At 44.8% G+C, this 24,327-nt stretch carries 16 protein-coding genes and 2 pseudogenes; 8 read left to right on the top strand and 10 right to left on the bottom strand.

Going from position 1 to position 24,327, the window contains the following annotated elements; genetic code table 11:
* Positions 1 to 124 precede the first annotated feature (124 nt).
* A pseudogene (locus QNI22_RS39915) lies at positions 125 to 390 on the bottom strand (hypothetical protein); the annotation flags it as partial.
* Positions 391 to 664: 274 nt separating this feature from the next.
* On the opposite strand from QNI22_RS39915, the gene QNI22_RS39910 reads away from it, so the two are divergent.
* The 6 genes from QNI22_RS39910 to QNI22_RS39885 all read left to right on the top strand — a co-directional run bounded on the left by QNI22_RS39910 (position 665) and on the right by QNI22_RS39885 (position 7,649).
* A complete protein-coding gene (locus QNI22_RS39910; protein ID WP_314520243.1) occupies positions 665 to 1,120 on the top strand; it encodes a MarR family winged helix-turn-helix transcriptional regulator in 456 nt (151 codons plus the stop codon).
* Positions 1,121 to 1,126: 6 nt separating this feature from the next.
* Positions 1,127 to 3,763, top strand: coding sequence for a rifamycin-inactivating phosphotransferase (gene rph / locus QNI22_RS39905; RefSeq protein ID WP_314520241.1), 2,637 nt, complete (start codon positions 1,127 to 1,129; stop codon positions 3,761 to 3,763).
* A 111-nt stretch (positions 3,764 to 3,874) separates the two neighbouring features.
* Positions 3,875 to 4,750 carry an alpha/beta fold hydrolase gene (locus QNI22_RS39900; RefSeq protein ID WP_314520240.1) on the top strand — a complete coding sequence of 292 codons (876 nt, stop codon included), beginning with the start codon at positions 3,875 to 3,877 and terminating at the stop codon, positions 4,748 to 4,750.
* Between the two features lie 9 nt (positions 4,751 to 4,759).
* Positions 4,760 to 6,151, top strand: coding sequence for an MATE family efflux transporter (locus QNI22_RS39895; protein WP_314520238.1), 1,392 nt, complete (start codon positions 4,760 to 4,762; stop codon positions 6,149 to 6,151).
* A gap of 43 nt (positions 6,152 to 6,194) precedes the next feature.
* Entirely contained in the window at positions 6,195 to 6,572 is a 378-nt protein-coding gene (locus QNI22_RS39890) for a DoxX family membrane protein (protein WP_314520236.1), read from the top strand.
* Between the two features lie 42 nt (positions 6,573 to 6,614).
* Positions 6,615 to 7,649, top strand: coding sequence for an alpha/beta hydrolase family protein (locus QNI22_RS39885; RefSeq protein WP_314520234.1), 1,035 nt, complete (start codon positions 6,615 to 6,617; stop codon positions 7,647 to 7,649).
* A 180-nt stretch (positions 7,650 to 7,829) separates the two neighbouring features.
* Here QNI22_RS39885 and QNI22_RS39880 read toward each other — a convergent pair whose 3' ends face one another.
* Both QNI22_RS39880 and QNI22_RS40490 read right to left on the bottom strand, forming a co-directional pair.
* Complete coding sequence (locus QNI22_RS39880; RefSeq protein ID WP_314520232.1) at positions 7,830 to 8,063, bottom strand: transposase; 234 nt, start codon at positions 8,061 to 8,063, stop codon at positions 7,830 to 7,832.
* Between the two features lie 391 nt (positions 8,064 to 8,454).
* Positions 8,455 to 8,751, bottom strand: a pseudogene (locus QNI22_RS40490) (hypothetical protein); the annotation flags it as partial.
* Positions 8,752 to 9,622: 871 nt separating this feature from the next.
* Here QNI22_RS40490 and QNI22_RS39875 point away from each other — a divergent pair.
* On the top strand, positions 9,623 to 9,874 hold the full coding sequence (locus QNI22_RS39875; RefSeq protein WP_314520230.1) for a hypothetical protein: 252 nt from the start codon (positions 9,623 to 9,625) through the stop codon (positions 9,872 to 9,874).
* Between the two features lie 744 nt (positions 9,875 to 10,618).
* Here QNI22_RS39875 and QNI22_RS39870 read toward each other — a convergent pair.
* Together QNI22_RS39870 and QNI22_RS39865 are read right to left on the bottom strand one after the other, a co-directional pair.
* On the bottom strand, positions 10,619 to 11,101 hold the full coding sequence (locus QNI22_RS39870; protein ID WP_314520228.1) for a hypothetical protein: 483 nt from the start codon (positions 11,099 to 11,101) through the stop codon (positions 10,619 to 10,621).
* A gap of 393 nt (positions 11,102 to 11,494) precedes the next feature.
* Positions 11,495 to 19,663 (bottom strand): S8 family serine peptidase, encoded by an 8,169-nt coding sequence (locus QNI22_RS39865; protein ID WP_314520225.1) that lies wholly within the window; start codon positions 19,661 to 19,663, stop codon positions 11,495 to 11,497.
* Between the two features lie 870 nt (positions 19,664 to 20,533).
* Between QNI22_RS39865 and QNI22_RS40485 the strand changes: the two genes are divergently transcribed.
* The gene (locus QNI22_RS40485) at positions 20,534 to 20,737 is read left to right on the top strand and encodes a hypothetical protein (protein WP_419836279.1); all 204 of its coding nucleotides are present in this window, start codon (positions 20,534 to 20,536) and stop codon (positions 20,735 to 20,737) included.
* A 437-nt stretch (positions 20,738 to 21,174) separates the two neighbouring features.
* Here the strand turns inward: QNI22_RS40485 and QNI22_RS40480 are convergent, their stop codons facing one another.
* From QNI22_RS40480 to QNI22_RS39840, 5 genes are all read right to left on the bottom strand, one after another.
* On the bottom strand, positions 21,175 to 21,312 hold the full coding sequence (locus QNI22_RS40480) for a hypothetical protein (protein WP_419836280.1): 138 nt from the start codon (positions 21,310 to 21,312) through the stop codon (positions 21,175 to 21,177).
* Positions 21,313 to 21,335: 23 nt separating this feature from the next.
* A complete protein-coding gene (locus tag QNI22_RS39855; RefSeq protein WP_314520219.1) occupies positions 21,336 to 21,569 on the bottom strand; it encodes an SDR family NAD(P)-dependent oxidoreductase in 234 nt (77 codons plus the stop codon).
* An 86-nt stretch (positions 21,570 to 21,655) separates the two neighbouring features.
* Entirely contained in the window at positions 21,656 to 22,576 is a 921-nt protein-coding gene (locus QNI22_RS39850; RefSeq protein WP_314520246.1) for a helix-turn-helix domain-containing protein, read from the bottom strand.
* A gap of 94 nt (positions 22,577 to 22,670) precedes the next feature.
* On the bottom strand, positions 22,671 to 23,492 hold the full coding sequence (locus tag QNI22_RS39845; protein ID WP_314520218.1) for a type 1 glutamine amidotransferase domain-containing protein: 822 nt from the start codon (positions 23,490 to 23,492) through the stop codon (positions 22,671 to 22,673).
* Positions 23,493 to 23,520: 28 nt separating this feature from the next.
* On the bottom strand, positions 23,521 to 24,327 hold an 807-nt coding region (locus QNI22_RS39840; RefSeq protein ID WP_314520213.1), incomplete at its 5' end, for an SDR family oxidoreductase.

Raw genomic sequence — 24,327 nt, 5'->3', positions numbered from 1 at the left:
TTTATAAACAAATAGTAAAAGATGGCTTAAAAGAGAAAAGGAAGAATGAAAAGCGATTTGACTCCCGACTCCCTTTCGAGATCCTTTTTACTTCTTAGCCTGACGGCTATGTCAGAGCTGATCCATCGGCTACCAGTTGCTTGAGTTTGGCATTTTCTTCCTCCAATTGACGTAGCCGGCGCAGTTCAAGCCCATGTGGACTCAGCCAAGACGCTTCGAAGGTATCAGATTGAAACTCCCAACCCGCCGAACTTCTTCATGCCGATGGCTTGATAAATCTTCCAATTGTAGAAAGTAGCATAGGGATCAGCCACGATCCGTGATGCCCATCTTAAGACATACTTCTTCAACCGAGATCCTGCTCTCGGCTTGCTTCAAGGCAAAGGCGATATGTGCTTCGGTAAACTATTCGATCTGAGATGATCTGTTTTTTATGGCGATTTTCTTTATGTGTAAACTAATGGATCGTATAAGATCCATTAATCACCGATTTTTTCTACTTCCCTATGAGATGGCACCATGAGATAGCAGAGAAGTTCCATTTTTATGGGAGGAGATCAGGAGGATGTAAGGTAATTCAATGCATGAAGTCAAAATTTTGCTTGTAAATTAAATAATAAAATTATCTTTGTGAGTAAGATAATCAAATACGCTAAGATATATTATGAATCACGAAGCCATCACCCGGGTAAGAAAGTTAAGCCAGCAGTACGCCTATACTTCCATTCAAATGCATGAAAACATTGCACGAAAAGCAGGGCTATCCGGTACTGACCAGAAGTATCTGGGCTTTTTCCTGGTAAAAGGGGCGATGACTGCCGGAGAGTTGGGCGAGGTAACGGGGCTGACCAGTGGCGCTGTGACGGGTTTGATCGACCGATTCGAGAAAAAAGAACTGGTCAGAAGAGAATTTGCTCAGGAGGACAGGAGGAAAGTCATGGTCGTGCCTGATACGGACAAGATCATGAAACTGCTGGCACCGCTGTATGTCGATTACCGGAGCCGCTCGGAGGAAATGATCCGTTCATTCACAGAACGGGATCTGGAGATCATCGAAACGTTTTTGCAGCGGTCAATTGAACTCATGACTGAGACCACCAACCAGTTCAAGGATAAATAGGATCATATGGAAAACAAGAGCTTATATCTGATGGATTTAAAAGACGCAGGCCCGCTGGCCATTGCGTTGATTGGCGGCAAAGGCGCCAATCTTGCGGAATTAACCCGGATACCGGAGCTAAACGTGCCGGAAGGTTTCTGTGTCACGACTGAGGCTTTTAAAGACGTGATCGCGCATCAGCCGGAGTTTGTTGCACTGCTTGAACAGCTGGAAGGTCTGACCGTATCGGACCGGAAAGCGATCAGTGAGATAGACGCAAAGATCAGAATGTGCATTGAAGCCACGGCTATTCCGCAGGAACTTGAAAACCAAGTCCGTAGCCGCATCGGTCAGAACGGCGGAAAACACGCGTATGCGGTGCGTTCCAGCGCTACCGCGGAGGATCTGGCCAGTGCCTCCTTTGCAGGTCAGCAGGATAGCTTTTTAAACGTTACCGATAGCGATGCCATTTTAAGCCATATCCGCAAATGCTGGGCCTCCCTGTTTACCGAGCGGGCGGTAATTTACCGGATGCAGAATGGCTTCGGTCACCGTAACGTTTCATTAGCTGTTGTGGTGCAGCGGATGGTTTTTTCTCAGGTTTCCGGCATTCTCTTTACAGCAGATCCCATCAGTGGCAACCGTAAGGTAGTTTCCATAGATGCGAGCTTCGGACTGGGAGAGGCGCTGGTGTCAGGCCTGGTCAATGCTGACCATTATAAAGTAAGAGAAGGCCGCATTATAGAGAAAAAAGTCTCTACTAAACAAATGGCTGTGCATGCCTCGGAAGCCGGTGGCACACAGGCGCGGAAGATCGAACCCGGGCAGCAGAACAGCCAGGCGCTGACAGATGTGCAGATACTACAACTCGAGCAAACCGGCAGAATGATCGAGGCGCATTTCGGGCAGCCACAGGACATTGAGTGGTGTTTGAGGGATGACACATTCTATATGGTACAAAGCCGGCCGATCACCACCTTATATCCTGTACCGGAGGCTGAGGACGACGGAAATCATGTTTATGTATCCGTCGGACACCAGCAAATGATGACCGATGCCTTTAAACCGCTCGGATTGTCCGTCTGGATGCTGACCGGAAACCTGGCCATGTTCAAAACGGCTGGCGGGAGGTTATTCGTGGATATTACCAGGGGACTGGCCTCCCCCGCAGGCCGGGAAAATCTGTTAAATGTGTTAGGACATTCAGACCCGCTGATTAAAGATAGCCTGCTGACTGTTATCGACCGGAAGTTTGTAAAAGAGGACCCCGATGTTACCATACCCGGACACGTGAAAGGCCATCAGGGCATGTCTGCGGCTGATATACTGGCCGAAGCCGGAAACGATCCGGGCATTGTGGCTGATCTGATCGGACGCAGCCAAAGCGCAATTGCAGCCCTCAGGGAGAACATCGCAGCCAAAACAGGACCGGAAGTATTTGAGCACATCCTGCAGGATATGCAGCAAAGGCGACAGCTGTCTTCGGAAACGAAAAATCTGAACGTGATCATGGCAGCCATTCACGCTTCGGCCTGGATCAATGAGAAAATGAACGAATGGCTGGGGGAAACCAACGTGGCCGATACGCTTACGCTTTCGGTACCTCACAACATCACGTCGGAAATGGGTCTGGCACTTCTGGATCTGGCAGATGTCTTACGCCCTTATCCGGAGATAGTCGCTTATCTGCAGCAGAGCAACAACCCTGACTTTCTGGAGGCACTGCTTCCATTCGAAGGAGGGCAGAAGGTTCGCGATGCGATCACGGCCTACCTGAACAAATATGGGATGCGGTGCGCCGGTGAGATTGACATCACCCGGACGCGGTGGAGTGAAAACCCAGGCATCCTGTTGCCGATGCTGCTCGCTAACATTAAAAACCTGCCGTCAGGAGAAAGCAGGCGGCGGTTTGAGCAGGGACAGCAGACTGCTTTAGCCAAAGCGCACGAGTTGCTGACCCGGCTAAAGTCATTACCGGGCGGCGAAGAAAAAGCCAGCGAAACCAGGCAGATGATTGACTTGCTGCGGAACTTTATCGGTTACCGCGAATATCCGAAATATGACATCGTTTGCCGGTATTTCATTTACAAGCAGGCGTTGTTAAAAGAAGCGGAACTCCTTACCGAAGCCGGTGTTCTCGAAGAGAAAGAAGACAGCTACTATCTCTGTTTTGACGAGTTGCAGCAGGTGGTGCGTACCGGCAAAGTGGACTACGCACTCATCAATGAACGCAAGGCAGAGTACCATACGTACGAAAAGCTAATGCCGCCACGGGTGATCACCTCCGAGGGCGAGATCCTCAACGGGCAGTACAAACGTGGAGCTGTTCCTGCCGGTTCGCTGGCGGGTCTGGCGGTTTCATCCGGCATCGTGGAAGGCAGGGCACGGGTGATTCTGAAGGTGGAAGAGGCTGATCTGGAAGAGGGCGATATCCTGGTTACCATGTTTACCGATCCCAGCTGGACACCCTTGTTCTTTGCCATTAAAGGCCTGATCACGGAAGTGGGCGGACTCATGACGCACGGCGCTGTGATTGCGCGCGAATATGGTCTGCCGGCGGTTGTAGGCGTGGAAAATGCAACCAGAATAATCAAAGACGGGCAATGGATCCGGATACATGGAACAGCGGGCTATGTGGAGATCCTACGCGAAGGGGAGGGGTAGCAGAAGTAATTTTGTCGCAACACACCCCTGAGATGGTCATTTTCACACAGCCCGAAACGCTGAAATACTTGCTACCTTTGTAATGTTAACAAAAGCAACGACAACTACATTATGAAGCGTTTACAACGAACCGCAACTTTTCTTAAACCGATCGTATTCATCGCCATTCTTATGATTACCACATCGCAATCGAACGGACAAACAGTAAAGCCCTCCAGCAGTGGCTATGTACCTGCCAATGGCACCCAGGTATATTACGAAATATATGGAGAGGGGAAGCCTTTGATTTTATTACACGGCGCTTATTATACCATCCAGCTCAACTGGGGCCAGTTAATCCCGAAACTGTCTCAGGACCGGAAAGTGGTTGCCATTGAATTGCAGGGACATGGGCACACGCCCTATTCAGACAGGAGTTTATCGCGTACTACGTTGGCAAGCGATGTGGAGAAAGTGATGGATTACCTGAACATTGAGAGTGCCGATGTCGCAGGATATAGTTTCGGCGGGCAGATCGCTTATCAGTTTGCCATACAAAGCCCGAAACGTTTGCGAAAACTGGTTATTATTTCGGCTGCTCATAAGACTGCCGGCTGGGTGCCGGAAGTAACCAGCGGATTTAAAAAGATGAAACCGGAGCTTTTTGCCAACTCGCCCCTGCAAGCCGCCTACGATGCCGTAGCGCCGGATAAAAGCAAATGGACAAAGTTTCTGGAACAGATGATGGCCTTAGCCGGACAGCCATTTGATCTGGGCGATGACAACATCGCAAAAATTGCGGCTCCTGTACTCATTATATCCGGTGACAATGATGGGATGGATAAAATAGAACTGGCCAAAACGTATAAACTGTTAGGCGGTGACCATTCTGCCGACCTGCAGCCTATGCCCAAATCCCAGTTGGCGATCGTTCCCGGACAATCGCATGTCAGCCTGATGCGGCAGACAGACCTGCTGAAAGTGTATCTTGAAAACTTTTTGAAATAAGCCCCGATCATGACCACGCTACAAACTACAGGTTCCAAAATCTGGAGTGCCATTAAGCTTTCACTCAATGGTGAGCAACAGGATTATACGCAGGGCAGCATTCCCAAAGCCATCTTCTTACTGGCTATTCCGATGATACTGGAATTAAGCCTGGAAAGTGTTTTTGCGGTCGTGGATATGTTTTTTGTCAGCAAGCTCGGACAAAACGCCATTGCCACCGTCGGCTTAACAGAGTCGGTCATTACCATTGTGTATTCCATCGCTATTGGCTTAAGCACAGCGGCAACGGCCATCGTGGCGCGCCGGATTGGCGAAAAAAAACCGGAAGCCGCCGCTCATGCCGGTGCCCAATCGCTGTTGATTTGCGTGATCGCCACCATTATCCTGAGCCTGGCGGGGATTTTTTTCGCGGCTGAAATCTTACAGTTGATGGGGGCCAGTGAAGAAGTCGTCCGGGAAGGTGTTGTTTTCACACGCATCATGTTAGGCAGCAGCCTGGTCATCATGCTCTTGTTTTTGATCAATGGGATCTTCCGGGGTGCCGGCGACGCTGCCATGGCGATGAAAAGTCTTTGGATTGCGAGCTTCACCAACATTATTCTCTGCCCGGTTTTCATTCACTTTTTTGGCTTAAAAGGCGCTGCTATGGCCACGGTTATCGGAAGGAGCGGCGGCGTAATCTTCCAGGTCTACCACCTGTGCAAAGGCAGCGGCATCCTGAAGTTCCGCCGTACTCACTTTAGCTGGGATATTCCAATGGCAAAGAGCATTATTACCATCGCCTGGCCAGCCACCTTTCAATTTATTATTGCGAGTGGCAGCTGGATCATTCTAACGCGCCTGGTAGCGGAAACAGGCGGTACGGCCGCTTCTGCTGGCTACCAGATCGCTTTCCGGAACTTCGTATTCTTTATTCTGCCCTGCTGGGGGTTAAGTAACGCTGCCGCCACTTTAGTCGGACAAAACCTGGGGGCAGGCCACGTGGACCGGGCGGCGCAAAGCGTTATGCTGACCGCAAGATACAACGCTGTACTGATGAGTTTCGTTATGTTACTGTTCCTGTTATGCGCCGGGCCAATCATCCGTGTTTTCACCACCGAACCCGTTATTTTAAGCTACGGCAGCACCGCGCTTCGCATCATTGGTTCAGGATTTATTTTTTATGCCGTGGCTATGGTCATGAGTCAGGCCTTAAACGGCGCCGGTGATACGAAAACGCCAACCTGGATCAATTTCGGCTGCTTCTGGCTATTCCAGGTTCCCTTGGCATACTTGCTGGCAAAAGGCTTTGGCATGCATTCGGCAGGCGCTATCATGGCAGTGCCGGCAGCGGAAGCGCTTTTAGCCTTGGTTTCCTGGTATTATTTCCAGAAAGGAAACTGGAAAAAGGTGAAGGTCTGAGACTGATACTGATACTGAATATAAAACATAAATCCCATCTTTCATGAAAAAGAAAATTCTATTTGTCGTATGCCTGTTATTCGGGCTGATGTTTATCAACGCAGGCCTGAACAAGTTTTTCAATTACATGCCCACACCCAAAGACATGCCGGCAAACGCTTTGGCCATGTTCAGTGCCTTCATGCAGATCGGGTGGCTGTTGCCGCTTATCGGCACTGCCGAAATAATCGGTGGCATTCTGATCATCATTCCGCGGTTCAGGGCTTTAGGGGCGATTATCCTCTTCCCGGTCATGATCGGCATAATGTTATCCGCTGTTTCTTTATCCTCCGGATTACCGATGGTACTTGTGCTCTGGGCTATACTGATTTGGGTGCTTGTTGAAAATAAGGATAAGTATCTTCCCCTCATCCGTTCCTGACTACCCACAAATGCTGTCCCTGAATTCTCTGACAATCGAATTATGTTTAAATATAGCGTATTCGCCTGGTGTATGATGCTGTGGGTAGCCGCCTCTGCCCAAACCAATCCGGCCATTCGTATCGGGCAGCGGACCTTCCGCTTTCAGGATGCCGGGCGGAACCGGCCTGTCGTCACAGAGGTCTGGTATCCAACGTCCGATACCTTAACCGCAGACGATACACAACGTTCTCCGTTTGTACGTGACTATACGGTTCGGAATGGGAAATTACCTGCTGAAAAACTCCCGTTGCTGATGCTGTCACATGGAACCGGGGGCGGAAGGCTGACGCTGGAATGGCTAGCACAAGTGTTGGTCAAAGGCGGCTTTATCGTCGCGGCCGTCGATCACTGGGGCAATACCTATGACAACAAAATACCGGTTGAGTTTGTAAAGACCTGGGAGCGTCCGCTGGATATTAGTTTTGCCCTTTCCGCACTGCTGGAGGATGGTGACTTTACGAAAGTCATCGACCCGCAGCGTATTGGGGCTATCGGATTTTCGCTGGGTGGCTACACCGTGATGGCACTGGCCGGGGGCAGGATCAATTATCCGGAATTAATACAGTATTATAAAACCACGGGCCGCAAGGAAGTGGAAACCCCCGAACTGCCGGGGCTGGCCAGGTTTCTGAATGACACAACTCTGCTTACGGCAATGAAACATACTCCTGGGCTGAAAGATAACCGGATCAAAGCTATCTTCGCCATCGCTCCGGCCCTGGGCGCGGGGTTTACGCAAAAGAGCCAGCTGTCCTCTATTACCTGTCCCGTATACATTGTGGGCATGCATAACGACCAGCTGGCCCCCGTCCTTCATAACGCGCGGCATTATCACCAGCTGATTCCTCATTCGTTCTATTATGAATTTTCCGGTGCCGCAGGTCATTACGTGGCGTTAGCCGAAGCCAGCAATGAACTGCAAACCGCTGTGCCGGACATATTCGCAGACCCTGCTACCGTAAACCGGCACCAGATTCACGGCAAGATAAGCCGTCTTGCCGCCACATTTTTTAAGCGCTTTTTGAATAAGCCGTAAGCGTGAAATGAATCCGCATACGGGATGGAGACGTCATCCCTTCAAAAACAAATCAGCATTCCATACGGCAGGCGCGCATAGCACAAGGACGGGCAGGATCTCCGTCAATGCCTTTTTGTCGCTTCTTTTAGAAAATCGAACCATGGTTGATCTGATTGGCGGTTTTCTTCTTTCAACTGCTTAAGCCGTTGCCTCGCATCGGAGCAGAGAGGCTTCAACCTGCATGCCTCCATACTTTTTCATGCTTTCAGCTTGATAAATCTTCCAGTTATAGAAGGTTGATTCCAGGATACGATATTCCAGACAACTATCTGTAACCGCTCTTCCAGATTCCAGTTCCTGGAGAATCCTGATTATTTGGGATTGACTAAAAGGAGTCTTTTTGATAAGAACAAGAAAGTAGCCAATGAACATGGCATTCGTACCGTACTGGAAATATTTCGATCAGATTGATTTTCGCTATATCAAGCCATCGGTCGGGCAAATTTGATTGAGCAACCTGTTCGTTTTTCCAACGATAAATCACCGAAGCAGATACGCTTCGTTTTCACTAATGCCTAGCTGCTGACTAATTTTGGAAGCACTTTGTCCATTGAGAAGCATCTTTGAAGCCCATCTGCGAACGTATGAGATTTACTTCATTTTTGAAATCGGCACTGTATCATGCCGATGGCTTGACAGGTTTACGCCGTTTACTTGTTGCTTTTTTTGTTTTCATTTATCACGCCAGGGGTGACAAGTTTTGTGTCCCGATTTTTAGGACCACCTCACACCAAAGTGTGTCATTTTATGTAGCTGGTCATTGTCAAAAAATATGTGGTAAGCTTCTCAATGGTCTCACGTTGGTAAATGTTTTTTTTACCCGATCTTCAAACAAAATCGCTAACTGGTGCAAAGTTAAAGCCCAGTTGGTTAAGGACATCGCCGCAATAGGCATCGGCACAATAGGCATAGTCTACTTTTGGCCAATTCGCTCACTAACCAGAAACAAAAGTTTGACCAAAGCCATTTCACTAGAAAATACGTCTTTGGTTTTGGTCACTTGCCGAAGTTGGCGATGGAAGCCCTCTACCGTATTGTTTGTATAGATCACCTTGCGAATTGGGGAAAGAGCCACTTTTGCTTTTCGTTTGTGCGAACAGGTGATAATCGGCATCAAATCGACTAATACAACCAAATTCTGTGATAAACTTTGTATCGAACTTTGTGTAGGAATTGCCTCTAAATCTTCGAGTAAACCGCTACCAGCATGGGAAATACAGGGACAATCCGATTCAAACGAGTGACAAAGGTTTCATAACTGGAAAGAGAAGGAAATCACTCATACCAATGGGTGAGAATGCAGCTGTGCATAGAATAGCTGTGTATAGATTTGATCATTTGTTTTTCGGCAAAGGCACTACAGAAAAGGTACATCAGAAAAGGTAAATGTTGATAATTTCTTCATCTGTGATCTGTCTCTTGGCAGTATTTAGAATAAAGAGTTGCACTTGCCAACCTAATTGAGTACTATAGCGTTGGAAGACGTAGTAAAGAGCGATAAGGGTAAGTACTTAACGTAATTTGCTCTACGTTTGCTTTTTTAACCCCTTATTCGCATAACTTATATGATATATGTGCACAAAAGCTATCTGATAACGAGCATTTTGTAGTTCATTATGCCACAAACCTACAGAGTAGATCTGATCAGATTGCTATACAAAAAGGAATTGATTTAATTATACAAAATACATCCGCACAAAGGATTTTTTACAGGAATCATCGATTATTACATAGAAGGGCATCTCTACACTTTGCTTTAGCAAGGCTTCTATTTATTCATGATAATCTTAGCCATGAGGTGTTATATGAGATTGAATCTGCTAGGGAGTTTTTTGATTTGAGAGAGGATGCTGTTTTCGGGTAGGTTCTTTGGGGTAACGCTGCCTGTGTGGCATTGTTTTTTTGCTTTTACCGAGAAAACACGAATTCATATGGCACTTAGCGAACATCTTCAGCAAAAACTAAACAAGAAATATGCGCCGTCAGCCATGGTAGACATTACCTACAAGGGCAATGATATTTCTTTCAAAACCGATGCGGAGGGAAATCCAATTCTTTTGTTCATCGGTCGGCGCGATCAGAACGGTACGGTGAAAGGCGAACGCTATGCCCGGCGGTTCAAACGTGATGAGCAGGGCTTACTTATTAAAGATCACTGGGAGTTGAAAGGCAAAGCTACCTAAGCAGGTTTACAGAACCAGGCAGGTTTACCGGGACTGGTATGTAAAAGAAGGTCCCGGGAAGAAATAAATGGAATAAATAAAATCGAACAAACATGCCAAAACAGTCCATGCATTTTGGCATGGACTGTTTTGTTCAAAATTACTCTCGGTGTCAACCGGTGGAAGCTAGCAGGTAGCACTATGAGCTGATAGCATCGACAACTCTGCTTCAAGCGTGTTGAAGCTAAAGCTACCTGTAAGGCGTGAAAATTGTTTATATCTGTTATACAGGTTTGTGAAGCCAGTGGCAATTGGTGTTTCCATCCGGGCGGATGTCAACGAAAGGAATGAAAAAACGAACAGTCATCGAAAATGGTTTTTCATTCAGTTCATTACTGCCCTGAGTTTAGATCCCCATAGGTGAGCGTACATTAGATGGTGAGGTAAACTGGTATGGTGACGATAGTGCAGATAAAGGAATAATTACAGTAAAAGATAATCACATGACAGCAAAAGCTTTATAAAATATAATTCAGAACTCATATTATTTTAATTGAGTCTATCCTGACTTGTTTTCGGCTGCCCTGATACCGAATTTCTGAGTTAAAGAAAAAGCCGGCCACTCCCGGTCGGCTTTAAATAGAAGACTCAAGCCTGAGCCTTCCTGGAAAGATTCAAATATACTATGTTTGTATGCCCAATCTATGTTTGTATGCCCAATTACACTATTTCAGTCTGGAATGCCTGGATAGTTCAGCCAGTTTTTTACTTCTTTAAAAGAAGGCAGTTAAATAATACTTTATACCTACATCCGTTTATATTCTCCTGATCATAGATAAACAATCGAAAATCGGTCATTTCTGTTGCTCTCAATGTAGCAATTTCTGTTGGTGTCAATTGAAGAAAAACGGAGTACTTGTATTTACCACCCGAAACCTCAAGATTTATTTTTTCAGCTGGTCTGGAAAGCTTTTTGCCGTTATTTAAAAGGATTACTACACCTTTCTTCCCAAAGTTAGCAGTACTGCCTTCAGTTGTAAGCGCCAAATAGTATACAGTAACTCCGTTTTTAATATTCTTAAAGAATTGTACAGGCTCTAAATAAGGTGTAAAGTGTTTTACAGTACCATTAAATTTGTCCTTCTCAGTTTCATCATCACAATACGACTTTTTTTCTTTTGAATCTTGTGGTATAATACTTGGAGCTTCCTCAGCTTTCACTTTGATTGGAAGCTCGTCGGCTTTCACTTCGACAGGAGCCTCAATGCTTACATCTTCTGTGTGGACTACTTTTGGGTATGCATATATTTCTTCAATAACCTCGAATGGAAAAAAAGATTCCCAATCAGCGTTATATTTATAATAAATTGTACCAGTTTGCGAATTATAATGAGGTGTTCGAATTGTTCGCAGTGATGATATCTATCCGCATGAAGCATATTATATGACCAGTGTTCCTTTGAAGCAGCCTTGAAAAAGCGACTATTTGTTTTTAGCATTCAGAGATACCTACAGGACACTTTTTTGCTATTGAAAAATTAGAGAAGGGTTTTTTACTTTTGTATATTTTTCTTAAAAAAACAGGGGACTCCAAAGGAGTCCCCTGTTTTACTCTTAACCAATTCGTTCCCTGGTTTGCAATTATAGCTTAACAAACGGTTTAGCATGTACAAATCCGTCTTCTGCTTCCACCTGTAGGTAATACACACCTCCTGCCAGTTTCAACTCTGCCAGATTGATTGTATGGGTAGCTATATCTTTGGCATCCATTTGTTGCTGATACACCACCTGCCCCTGAGCCGTACGTATGCTCAGCCTTACTTTTCCACTGACAGGCTGATTCAGTTGTACACTTAACGCATCGCTGGCTGGCACCGGATACAAGGTTATGGCATGGTCTGCAGTCTGGGCACCAGCCGGCTTTTGATTAATCACTGTCAGTTGCAAACTCAATGTATCAGAAGCAATACCTGCTCCATGAGGCAAGGAATAGCAAATCAGCGTTAGCGTATAGTCGCCTTCTGTTATCTTCCAGGGAGCATACCTGTCACTCACTTCCGGAGTGAGTACAAATGGAGCTCCATTGTCAGTGCCATAATATACGCCATTCAGATAGAAGCTGACACTGCCCACTGGCTTATCTGTATTGGCTCTGAGAGTGATCGACTCATAGCGCAGATCCGCTAGATTGATTGTATCCTGAGCAGCCAGGGTTTTAAGCTTGTTGCCTCTGGTAGAGATTACCTCCAGTTCCGTAAGCTGTGCAGAGCTATACAGATACAACACGGCTTGTTTTTCACTGCTGAGCTCTCCTCTTCCACCACTTTGCGAGTAGCTTTGGGCAGTGAGCAGATGGGCTCCGTGGCTCAAAAGAGGCAGTGTGAGACGAGATAGCAGATAGGGTTTTTCATTGACCAGGTTTTTCACTCCTCCATCGATGCTGAAGCGTACACTGCCTACCTCTCCACTGGTATTGGCCACTATTCCTACAGAACGCAGATCGAGCGATGCGACATCTACAGAGAGACTATCTGTGAAAGTAGTCAGCACTGTACCTGTAGGGATATCGATCAGGGCAAAACTTTCAATTTCTGCTGTTGGCAATACCTTCAGCGTAACAGTGACTGGAATCTGAGGATTCACAGGATCGCCGTTTCCAATATAGAGAGTATCTGTATAGGTACCAGGCAGTAATTTAAGCGTATTAATGTTTAACGTTACCGTTTGTGACACATTGCTTGGCAGATAGCCTCCACCTGGTTCAAAGCTTAGCCAGCTAATATCACTGTTGACAGAGAATCCGGTTGGACTACCGCTATTGGAAACTGTCAAGGTAGCTGTTGCGGCTTCGCCAGCTTTTGCTTCCACTAAGATAGAAGTTGGATTGACACGTACCACTGGAAGCATTTCTTTTACGTCCATTGTAACAGGAATGCGTTTCACCGGATGAATCTGATCATTACCGGTCACAACCAATACCCCTGAATAGCTGCCGGCATTTAATCCCTCCGCACTTAACGTAACATCTACTGTTTGATTTCCGCCACTTATGACTTTACCTTCTGCTGGAGTAGCCGACATCCAGGATACAGTTGGAATGATCAACACAGAAGTAGTGTCAGAGGAGTATCCATCAAAGTCAAACTTGATCTGTAAAGCATCCGTACCATCTTCGTTTTCAATACCGATTCCCTGATAGCTATCTGTATTAATGTCCAGATAGTTGTACAGAATGCTCCCATCTGCATGAAGGATAATCTGGAATGTGTTCGGAGTTCCAAAGATACCAAAGTCTTCCGGAACGTTGGTATACTGGACAATAAAGCGATCTGCTTCCTGTTTATAATGAACCTTTGCTCCCGCTGCTGAAGGATCCAGATCAATCCAGTGGGCTGCAATGAGATTATTAGGTATGGAAGGACTTGGCATCCATTCGTTTCTTTCATTGTATCCAATTGGACCGAAGGTCAGGTATCCGTTTGAGGCAATAACTACATTTCGTTGTTTTTTTCCATAAAAAGGAAATTCAAACGGAAGTGCTACGGCTACTGAATCATGTTCTTTCAACGTAACTTCTGTTCCAGTGGCTGTAATATCATCCCAATGAAAAGCTGGTCCGCCCGGACGACGACTGTCAATCCAGATGTATCCATGCCGGTCAGGACCGTTTTTATATCGATCCGGATTATTGATCTGACGGGTCCCTACCGAATAAAGCAGTGTAGCAACGCCTTCGTTCTGAATGGTCACTGCCTGCGTAGTGGTTTGACCTGCATTCAGTGTAACATGGATTGAATCGGGTTGTATAGCCAGGATAGGCGGTACAATTACGGTCAGAGTGACTGGAATACCTACTACAGCATTCATCGGATCATTTGTATAAATCCGAAGTGTATCCTGATGTATTCCCGGAGCTAGTTTTGTAGCATCCAGCGTCAGGAACAAGTCAGTAGAAGCACCTGAGATCAACTCAGTCAGGTCCAGACTAGGACGTAGCCAGGAATCAGGCAAACTATCCACTGCCAGGTATAGATTACTGATGGTTGGATCTAAGGCAATGCCGGTATGTTTTACTTTCAAGGTAGTACCAGTCGTATGCCCTGCTACTACTTCTGCTTTAACAAAGCCGGGTGTCACACTGACAGTAGCTGGTTTCAGTACCTCTAATGAAGCAACTATTCCTACCTCTGGTGTATTCACAGCATTGCTGTTAACTACAATGCCAGCTACATGGGTACCCACTTCGAGAGTACTGGCATTAAAGTAAGCTTTCACAGCTGCGACATCGCCAGGAGCAATTGTTCCGGAAGTAGTTTCAAGTGTTAACCAGGGTTGTGCATCAGCCAGAATCTCTACATTGTCCAGCTGCGTATACCATCCATCGGTTTCTGAGGTGGAATAACGCCAGCGTAACTGGAAAGAGGATGCTTTCTGAAGATAGCTTTCCAGAGCCACCTGTACCAGTTCTCCCTTTCCACGTAAGGTTCCATGATCTTCGTTCCAATGCAGAAGGTTGGTCCATCCTTGTTCTTCATTGATACGGATATCCAGATCCAGAAAATCCTGGTTCGCAAAGTTTTGGTAGTTGGCCTGATACTGAAGCAGTAGCTTATGGCTTTGCGATACAGAGATGACCGGCGAAAGTAATTGTCCCTGAAGAGTTCCTGTATGGATGGCATCGGTGCTCAACATGGCTGCTTCTCCAACACCGCTGTAGTTTCCTTCACCAAAAGCAGTTGCTGTTTTCCAGCTTTTCTCAGAAGTACTCCAGCCTTTAGGCGGGAATGTACCTTCAAACGTTTCCCTGAGCATAGCTTTTCCTGTGAACAGATTCAGAACCTGATGGGGAGCGGCCACAGTTTCTTTTGAAAGAGCAGCATCTCTAGCTATCTTCTGTGTGGTCTTCTTTAGTTCTTCAGCAGTAGCAGGGACAATTTTCCCGCTCCGTTTTGCTGTTGAATCTACAGTTCCTCCCCCTAGTACCTGTAAGGTATAACTTAATGACTCCCCTCCGGTGTTGTGAATTTCAAAATAGGTAGTATCCTTGCCTTTGTATGGGGCAACTGCATCTAATACGGTAGGAGTTACAGCAATAGATGAACCACCTACTACCCGTAGAGAAGCAGGTACAATCAGTTGATCAGCCCCATTGGCAATATCAATAATCAGTTCAGATTGATAGTGGCCATACCCTATTCGGGAAGCATCAACTTCTACAGCTAGTTCTACCTGTTCACCAGGAGCAACGATACCACTTGGTGTCTGACAGCTCAGAAAGGCAGGTAACGTTTCCACAGGTCCATCCTGAATGACAACATCATCAATCAGCAGTCTTGATCCGTTGGATTCACCATAGCTCAGAAAACCAATGGCTTCGATCGCACCCACGGTAGACTGTCCGGTAAAGACACGTTTCTCATTAAAATATACATTAAATATTCCTGTATTACGGTCCACATCTACAGAAACCAGGAAATATCCGCTTGGAACAGGCTCGCTGAGTGGTTCGAAAAGGAGCTGATTGTTTTTGACAGTCATGATGCCAACGGAACCGTTAGCTCTGAATTCAACAAAAGTAACTCCAACTCCTCCAGGACTATCATAGGAAAGCGGAACGAGGTCATACGTAGTTCCTCTACCTACATTCACCAGCATGCTACAACTGGATTTGGATTGTGTTCCTATTTTAACACGAGGCGATACCAGGGTACCTACCGAACCCAGGCCATCGGAAATGAGTTCCACATGTTTCTGTCCGCTGACAGGCTTATAACTATCAATCTTCCAGAAATAAGGTACTTTCACACCCAATTGTTCATCTATGATCTCACCCCAGCCTTCCTGTCCGTTGATATTGCCAAGGCTGAATCCTTCAAAACTGGTAGTATATTTTGTCGAATAGACCGGAGTAGGCATTATAGGTCCCTGTTTAGCCAGTGTCTGTGTCAACAACTTACTTGTTTCAACAGCAGTAAGACTCCGCTTAAGACGGCTCACTGTTTTACCTGGTGAGGTCACAGACGTAGTGATAAGCTGCGTTTCCGTAGAAAGTGTAGTATCTGTTATCGCTTTTTCTTCTACTACCCGATGTGTATTCTGTACCCGAACAGTAAAAGGATAAGCTTTGGTACCTTTGTTATGCAATACCAGCTTGCGGATCTCTTTTTCCCCTTTCGGAAGAGCAGCCGAAATGGAATCCGGTGAAATTGTAAAAGCCGGACCCTCCACATTTAATTTAACCGGAATAAGAACCTGCTCCTGCTGAGGTACATTAGAGGCTACTGTTACAGAGGCGGAATAGGATCCTGTAGCCAGCTTACCAGCATTCACCTGAACGGTCAGTGTCGTTTCCTCTCCCGGGGCAAGTGTTCCCTCAGAAGGTTCGACAGCCAGATGGGTAGAAGAATTTTTTAACCAGTAAATAGCATTGCGGTATACTATAGGTAAATTTCCCCACCATACTTCATAAGGAGTTCCACTGAAAGTGGTTGCAAAAGGGAGAATATTCAAGGCTACCACGTTGTGTTTGGCAGCCAGCAACCAGTCTCCATTAGACCATTTGGCGATACCTGCCGCACCGGGAGCCAATACCACTCGCTGTAAATCCCCATTTGAGATCAGGCTATCCACACCTGTTAGTAAAGGATGGTTAGGAATCAATTTTTCTCCGAGGGTAAGATATACTCCATAGTATGTATCAGTAGAGATAAAGGGTCCATAATGTTCATCCATAAATCGTCCTGCCAGCTGAACCGTAAAGTTTGCATCTCCGGTATAGGCAAACTGGTTTAAAATGACCTTTCCACCTGCATCTACATAGTCGGCCAGAACATCTCCGACCTTTTCCGGCGTTACATTTGCCTGATATAGCCAGCTTCGCTGATTCATGACAATTACTACATCATATCCCAACAGATCATTCACGGTAAAGGTCGCTAACCTGGTCGTGGGGAATACATCCGTTTTAATATCAGAGGGTCCATTCAGCAGCATTGGAAACTCTGCAGCTGTTCCTTCCGGTGATAAAATCAGCACTTTGGTAATGTCGGTTTTAGCCAAAGGGGACAACCTCCCCAGACTGTCTGTTTTGGCAGGGTCAGTTACCTGTATATGATATACCAACTTGCTTTCACCTGTATTTTTCAACGTTATCTGTCGGGTGGTGCTATCACCAGTAGGTAAGGCAGCTGAGATTGTACCCGGACTTACCACCAGACCCGGCGCAGGAATGCCTTCACCAGAAAGAGGTACAGTAATAACCGGATGGGCTGGATCATTGGTATGCAGGCGAAGGGTTGCAGTAACCTTGCCGATTGAGGATGGTTTAAAGCCGATGCGAATGACTCTGCCTTGAAAATCATAGGCTGTGAGTGTATCTTCCAGCGAAACGGTAAAGTCCGGATGGCTTGTTTCCACATTAAATACTTTCAGTATACCCGAACCTGTATTTTGCACTGCCAGTTTGCCTAGTGTACTGAGACCTTTGATTACCTGTCCAAACCTAATTTCACTGGTATCTACCTTAATACCCGTCTGAATAGGCAATACACGCATTATAACAGGTAACGACAGGTAGGATTTTTCAGGATCATTGGTCCGAATAGTCACTACTTCCGTAAAATCCATGGGCAGTAAGCTGACAGGTTTGAATGTGAGCCAAACCGTATCCTGTTGTCCTGGCGCTACCGTGCCAGAAATTTTGGAAAACGTAACGAACGGAGATAATTCACTATATCCATCATCTCCGGTCTCCTGAATTTTGTATTCCAGATTCCCTTGTCCCAGATTGGAGACTACCAGTGAACGCACAACCGAATCTGTCCGCTGTACTTCAGCCAGCAGTGTATCTGGTTCAATAGAAAACACAGGAGAAACAGCCGTTTTTCCAATAGCAATATTAGATAATGCAGACGTGTGATGATAATAGTCAGATGATTGAATCGCAATATAGTAGGTTGTTTCAGGTGTCAGATCTGTAAGAGTAAATGTCTCTTTCATTCCGGCAGGTCCTGGTTTTGGAGGCACACTTACCCGAATGGCCTCCCCAAAGTTATCCGGTGTAATAGGGAAAGTCGCATACCGGAGTTCATAGATACTTGCCGAGCCACTGGAAGAATCAGCTGGAGCCGTCCAGGTAAGTGTAAGACCTGAGTTGTTTGAATCACTTACTGTCAGATCAGTAACAGCAGCAGGCGGCAATTGATCATCCATGGTTTGCAGTGCATGAAAGGCATTGAGACGCCCTACTCCGATCTGGCCTTTATACCATTGATTTTCGGCATCAATATTATCTACAGAAGCCAGCAAACGAGCTCTCAGTTGTTCAGGAGTATACCCTGCTCCCCCAAATTTGGAAACCACCAAAGCTGCTATGCCGGATACATGCGGACACGCCATAGAGGTACCCGCCATCCATGCATACTTTCCGTTGGGAATAGTACTCAGCACATATCCTTCCGGTCCTCCGCTTTCAATATCATCCCCACCAGGACCAGCCAGATCTACCCATTCCCCAAAGTTAGAGTAGCTGGCTTTAACGTCTTCATGCCCGGTTGCAGCTACTGACAATGTAGAGGAATAGTAACCTGGGTACCACTTGCCGGATTGATTGTCATTTCCGGCCGCAAATATAACAATCCCCCCTTTCATGGGTCCAGTCTGCATTCCATTTTCATCTGTCCCAGCTTCGTCTATAAAATAGTCGATGGCAGCCAGTACAGCCTGATCTACCACATTGGGCTGCCTGTATCCCCAGCTATTCTGAGAAATAACCGCACCGTTGTCTGCTGCATAAATATAGGTATATTCAAAGCCCCCTGCCTGTTCGTTACCTTCCTGATCTGTGTTGAATACAGCACAACTCATCAACTGTACACCATCTCCTTTTCCAGAACCTCCGGCTACCCCTGATACTCCAATGCCATTGTTATTGGTTGCAGCAATGGTTCCGGCCACATGTGTTCCATGATCGTGCGGTGTAATTGTCCCCTGATTTTCTACGAAGCTATACCCATGTACATCATCTATATATCCATTCTTATCATCGTCTATTTTATTTCCCGGAATCTCTTTCGCATTGGTCCACATACTGGCTTTCAGATCCGGATGATTTACATCTACGCCTCCATCTGTGATAGCAACAATCACATTCTTTTTTCCTGTTTCAATAGCCCATGCTTTTGCCAGGCTAATATCGGCGCCCTGCTTACCTCCACTCTGACCAAAATTATCATAATGCCACTGATAGCTCAATCCGGGATCATTGGTAGCTCTGCCAATAGTTCCCAAAGGCTGGACTGTCTCTTTCAGGTTAAACGGAATGGGCTTCTTGTCAGCTGGATTGGGTCCAATGTTTTTTTTCAGATTTACAGCTTCCGCAAGCTGAATTTCAGTCAGTCCTTTATACGCAGCAATGGCTTCCTGTAAGGGCAGGTTTGGATTGACTTTTAACTCATACCATAAGTGCAGCCCATGTTTGCGGTGTTTGGCTTCATACTTGCCGCCATCCGGAAAAACCCGTTTGATCTGTTGTGCCTTTACCTTAGCATTCACTTTGTCAAAAGTCTGAATACCTGTTCTAAGCACCCCAGCCGATGTCCGGGTAATCTGTTTTTGTCTCGACTGCGTTTCCAGTTGTGCGGCGAAAGATTCAGCGACTTTAATACGGACAATACCAGGCTCCACATGTGAAGAATTACCCGGTATCTGAGCAAAACTACTGCTGGTGGCATGAATAACCAGCAGGATCGCCAGGAAATAAGAAACAAAAATAGGCACGGAATACCGTTGCAAAAGTACATTTTTGTACATACTGACAGATTGGTTTAATGGATAATAGATAAAAAAGAAAAGGAACAGCAGAGACAAAACATATGTACCGATTCCCGCATAGCCGGATAGGGTTTACTTCTATTGTAGAGAAAAGGCAATACATATCCCTTCAGACACTGAAACAGGTCTGTAAACACAGGAAAAAAATGCATAGAAAACTATCGGATCAGAAAGTAATCAGGTAAGAGATGGATGAATCCAAAAGAGGAATGTGGTAAATAGAATTTCATGGGTTGGTTAGGTTTATAGTTTGTTTACTTGATGAAGCTGTCTACTATAATTTTTAAAGAAGCTCAATAACCAGATTTTGGATTGAGGCAGAAGACTCATTGTTAGCCAGACGCTCACATAGCCAGCGGCTATGGACTGAAAAAAATAATGAAGTCGCAGCCTACTTTTCGTTCATATGAACCTTAACCAAATCCTGTCTTTGCAACTTTAACAAATTAGGGTCGACACTTCTATGTCAACTAACTACCCCCCAATCCCTAAACACAGAGTCGAGTATTTTTAATTTTCTTTACATAGTTGACATAACGCGTATCATTAGTGCGATTGTTTCATCGGTTATTCTGTCTAACCAAAGCGTTCTATCATATCAAGCCTTCGCATAGATTCCAGCAGGTATTTACCAAAAGTGTACAAGCAGACCAGGCTTGGTATGCAGCCGACCAAGTGCATATTGAACTAGGCAAAAAGAGGTATTAGCTTTGTGGATATGAATCTAATACAGGTATGAATAGTTCAGAAGCCAAACGAGAAAAAATGTTATCGCTGGTAGAAGCCTGGTGAACTAGCGGTCAGACCCAAAAACAATTCTGTAGACAAGTCGGAATCAAAATAGCCACTTTGAGCTATTGGATAATCGAAAGCCGACTCACTAGTCAATCTAGTCCAATCGATAACAAATTTATAGCCATTGATCCGAAAAAAATCACTAAAGACCAGCCCCCCATAGAAGTGCTTTCTCCCAATGAGGTCAGCGTGAAAATACAAGCCTTGGATAAACAAGCTGATCTGGCATTACTTTCTCACTTGATCCATTTGTACTGACCTGTTGTGGTTTATATACTTAATAAAGTGCAATGTTTTCGTTAGGCTCTTCTCATCGATTCTATTTATATGAGGGTTGTTGTGACATGCGTAAGAGTTTTGATGGCTTGTGCGGATTGGTTACTTCTGCTATGTAAACTTCTGCTTTGCAACATAGTCCCGCCAGTTGAGATGTGTTTGTTTTTCTGTAGCGGCCCCGCACCCATCCCAAACTCCTATACCAGGAAAAAGAGGGCTGTATCATAAACTAATTGCAAGTAGAAATGTTGTAATTGCGAAGTCAAACGGGTGCAGTCTGGACAGAAGCGAGAACGTTTTGCAGCAGACCCCATTCAGTGGGCGTTACAAATGGCCGGATTTTTACTCTAAGCTCGAAAAACAGCCTTATTAAGCCAATACCAAGGACGTAGCAAGTAAAGCCAATCATTGACCCAAGATTAATGACAGTGCCTGATTTTCTTTGCTTCATATCCTGCAAAAAAATGTGTAAGTGCTGTTAATGAAGTACAATTGATTTGAATAATGTCCAATTCGGATTTCAAATCGTTCTCTGCAAATTCCCCGCTGGAGCCTATGCCGGCATTGTTAATAAGAACATCTATTTGGATGTTTGGGACTCATCAAAAAGTTGTTGTGGTGAGCTTGGGCTACTCAAATCAGCCACAATGTATTCAGCATTAACAGCATGACTTTCTGAAAGTTCATTGCAAAGTTGTTTCAACTTAGATTCGTTTCTTACCACCAAAACTACGTTGTGTTTTTTGGCAGCAAATTCTCTTGCTGTAGCTTCGCCACTACTGCCACTGGCTCCTGTGATTAAAGTGTAACTCATTTTACCTTTATTATGTATTAGTAAAGGTAAAAAGAAAAATGAGCTACTTACAGTCAAAATGCCGAATGTTGGGTGAGAAATGCTGATCAGTTAAACGATGCCCTAAACTCCAACGGGGATAGTTTGGTCTTACTTTTGAACAACTTGCTGAAACTTTGGCTATGCTCAAAACCCAACTCATAAGCTATTTCGCTAACGGTAAGATTAGTAGTCGATAATTTTTCTTTGGCTTTTTCTATCAACTTTTCGTGGATATGCGTTTGGGTAGAGTTGCCGGTAAGTGATTTTAATAAGCTACCTAAATAGTTTGGAGAAAGATGCAATCGGTCTGCTAAATACTGGGCTGTAGGTGTACCTTTATCTATCAGATTGCCATCGTTGAAATAGTTTTCTAAAATGGTTTCTACTTTGTCAAGAATTTGATGATTGGTTTTGGCTCTGGTGATGAACTGCCTTTGATAAAATCGTTCGCAGTAACCAAGTAGTTGTTCTATTTGGGCAATGATGATATTTTGAGTAAACTTATCAATGGCAGAGTGGTACTCTCTTTGTATGTTTTTTAAAATATCAATAATTACGGCTTCTTCTTTCTCAGACATAAACAGAGCTTCGTTTACATTGTAACCAAAAAACTCGTATTTGCTTATGGTCTTTGCCAAGTTGGTATTCCAAAGAAAATCGGGATGAATAAACAATAAAAGACCCGAAGGTTTTATGGTTTGGGTTTTGTCTACAGTGATACTTACTACTTGCTTGGGAGCTACAAATGTCATAAGCCCTTCATCAAAATCGTATTGCTGTTGACCATATTTAAACTTGCCCTGTATGTTTCTTTTTAAACCTACGGAATAAAAATTTTGTATCCAACTAATTTCTGTTTCATCGGTATGGTACTCTACCATGCCATAATCTACCAAACTAACCAAGGGATGCTCAGGCTTAGGTAAGCCACTCATCTTATGAAATTCGGCAATGGAATTGAAACGATAAATTTGTTTATTGCTCATCTCTTCAATATTAATGACAGGGCTTATGTGTTCCAAAAGCCCTGTCAAAGTTAAAATTTATTTGATTTCCACTTAATGAATTTACTTGAATAAATCAAAGTGATTGCTTTTTATTCAATAGCTCAATGATTGCCTTTGCCATTGGAATACTTGATGCCGGGTTTTGACCGGTTACCAGGTTGCCATCCACCATGATATAATTGCCCCAGTTTTTACCACAAGTATAATTGGCACCGTATTTTCTCAATGTAGAAGCCAACAGCCAGGGAGCATTGTCGGCAGTACCAAATTCAATTTCTTCTGCATCGCTGAAAGATGTCATATTTCTACCTTTGAACAACCAGTTGCCTTTGCTGTCAACTGCACTTAAAAAAGCACCCTGACCATGACATACTGCACCGATAACTTTTTTGGATTTATCTGCTGCAAAAAGCACCTTGCCCATGTCTTTATCTTTATACAAATCTTCAACAGGGCCATGACCACCAGGAATGACTACAGCATCATATTCGGCCATATTAATCTTAGATAATTCCAAAGGATGAGTAAGTTCTTTGGATAATGCAGTAATATAGTAAGTGAAGGCAAGTGCTTTTTCTGCTCCAACGGTAGCTACCTGAAGACTTTTAGGGTCTGCTGTAGGTTTTACTGCTCTTGGCGAAGCAATATCTACTGTGTATCCGGCTTCAATAAATTCTTTATGCACGTCAACAAATTCTTCTGCCCAATATCCTGTAGGGTACTTTTCTCCATTCGCCCTTGTCCAAGTGTCGGCAGCAGAAAGAACGATCAACACTTTTTTTGTAAGTTTTGTACCATTTGCTTTGGTACTTGCTGACTGTGAATAGGTGTTTACCGTGAAGGCAGACAATAGCACCAAAAGTGCTGAAAGCGATTTTAAAATACTGCTTTTCATTTTTTTGAAATTTTAAATTGTCAGTAAATTATTTTACGTAATCTGTTGATTTACTCAAGGTTTCATTGGCAGTAAGCGCATTTTGTAAGATTTCAATCTTGCTATTGGCCATACCGAATGAGTCTGAACCCATAAAGAAGTGCAATGGTGGATTTTCCATTTCCGCCAATTGGATAAACACTTCGGCTGCTTTGGTTGGGTCTCCCGGTTGATTGCCTACCATTTGAGTTTCGTGCCATATTTCGGTGTTACGGGCTGCTGTGTAATCAGCAATAGGATTGGCGGCCAATTTCATGGAGCCTTCTTTAAGGAAGTTAGTGTTGAAATAACCCGGATAAACAATTGTAGCTTTTACATTAAACTCTTTGGCTTCTACTGAAAGGGCTTCGGTTAAACCAACTACCGCGAATTTTGTAGCACAATACACCCCCCAACCCGGGAATGCACCCAATAAACCGGCAATCGAAGAAATGTTGATAACATGCCCTGCCTTTTTAGCTCTGAAGTGTGGCATAATGTTTCTGGTAACATTTAATAAACCAAATACATTGATGTCAAAATTTTCTCTGGCTTCCGAATCGCTCATTTCTTCTAATGTACCTAATTGACCATAACCGGCATTGTTTACCAACACATCAATACCACCGAAGGTGTTGATTGTATTTTCTATGGCTTCGGCTATGCTGGTTTCATTTAGCAGCTCTACCTGTAGTGGTAGAAAATCAGCATTGCCGGCACCAACCGCCTTGGTTAATGATTCTGCACTTCGTGAGGTAGCCGCTACTTTGTAGCCTTCTGAAAGCAACTTTTTTACAAGAGATAATCCTAATCCCTT

It is taken from the genome of Xanthocytophaga agilis (assembly GCF_030068605.1).
GTDB classification, from domain to species: Bacteria; Bacteroidota; Bacteroidia; order Cytophagales; family 172606-1; genus Xanthocytophaga; species Xanthocytophaga agilis.
This window is presented reverse-complemented; position numbering and strand designations above follow the sequence as displayed.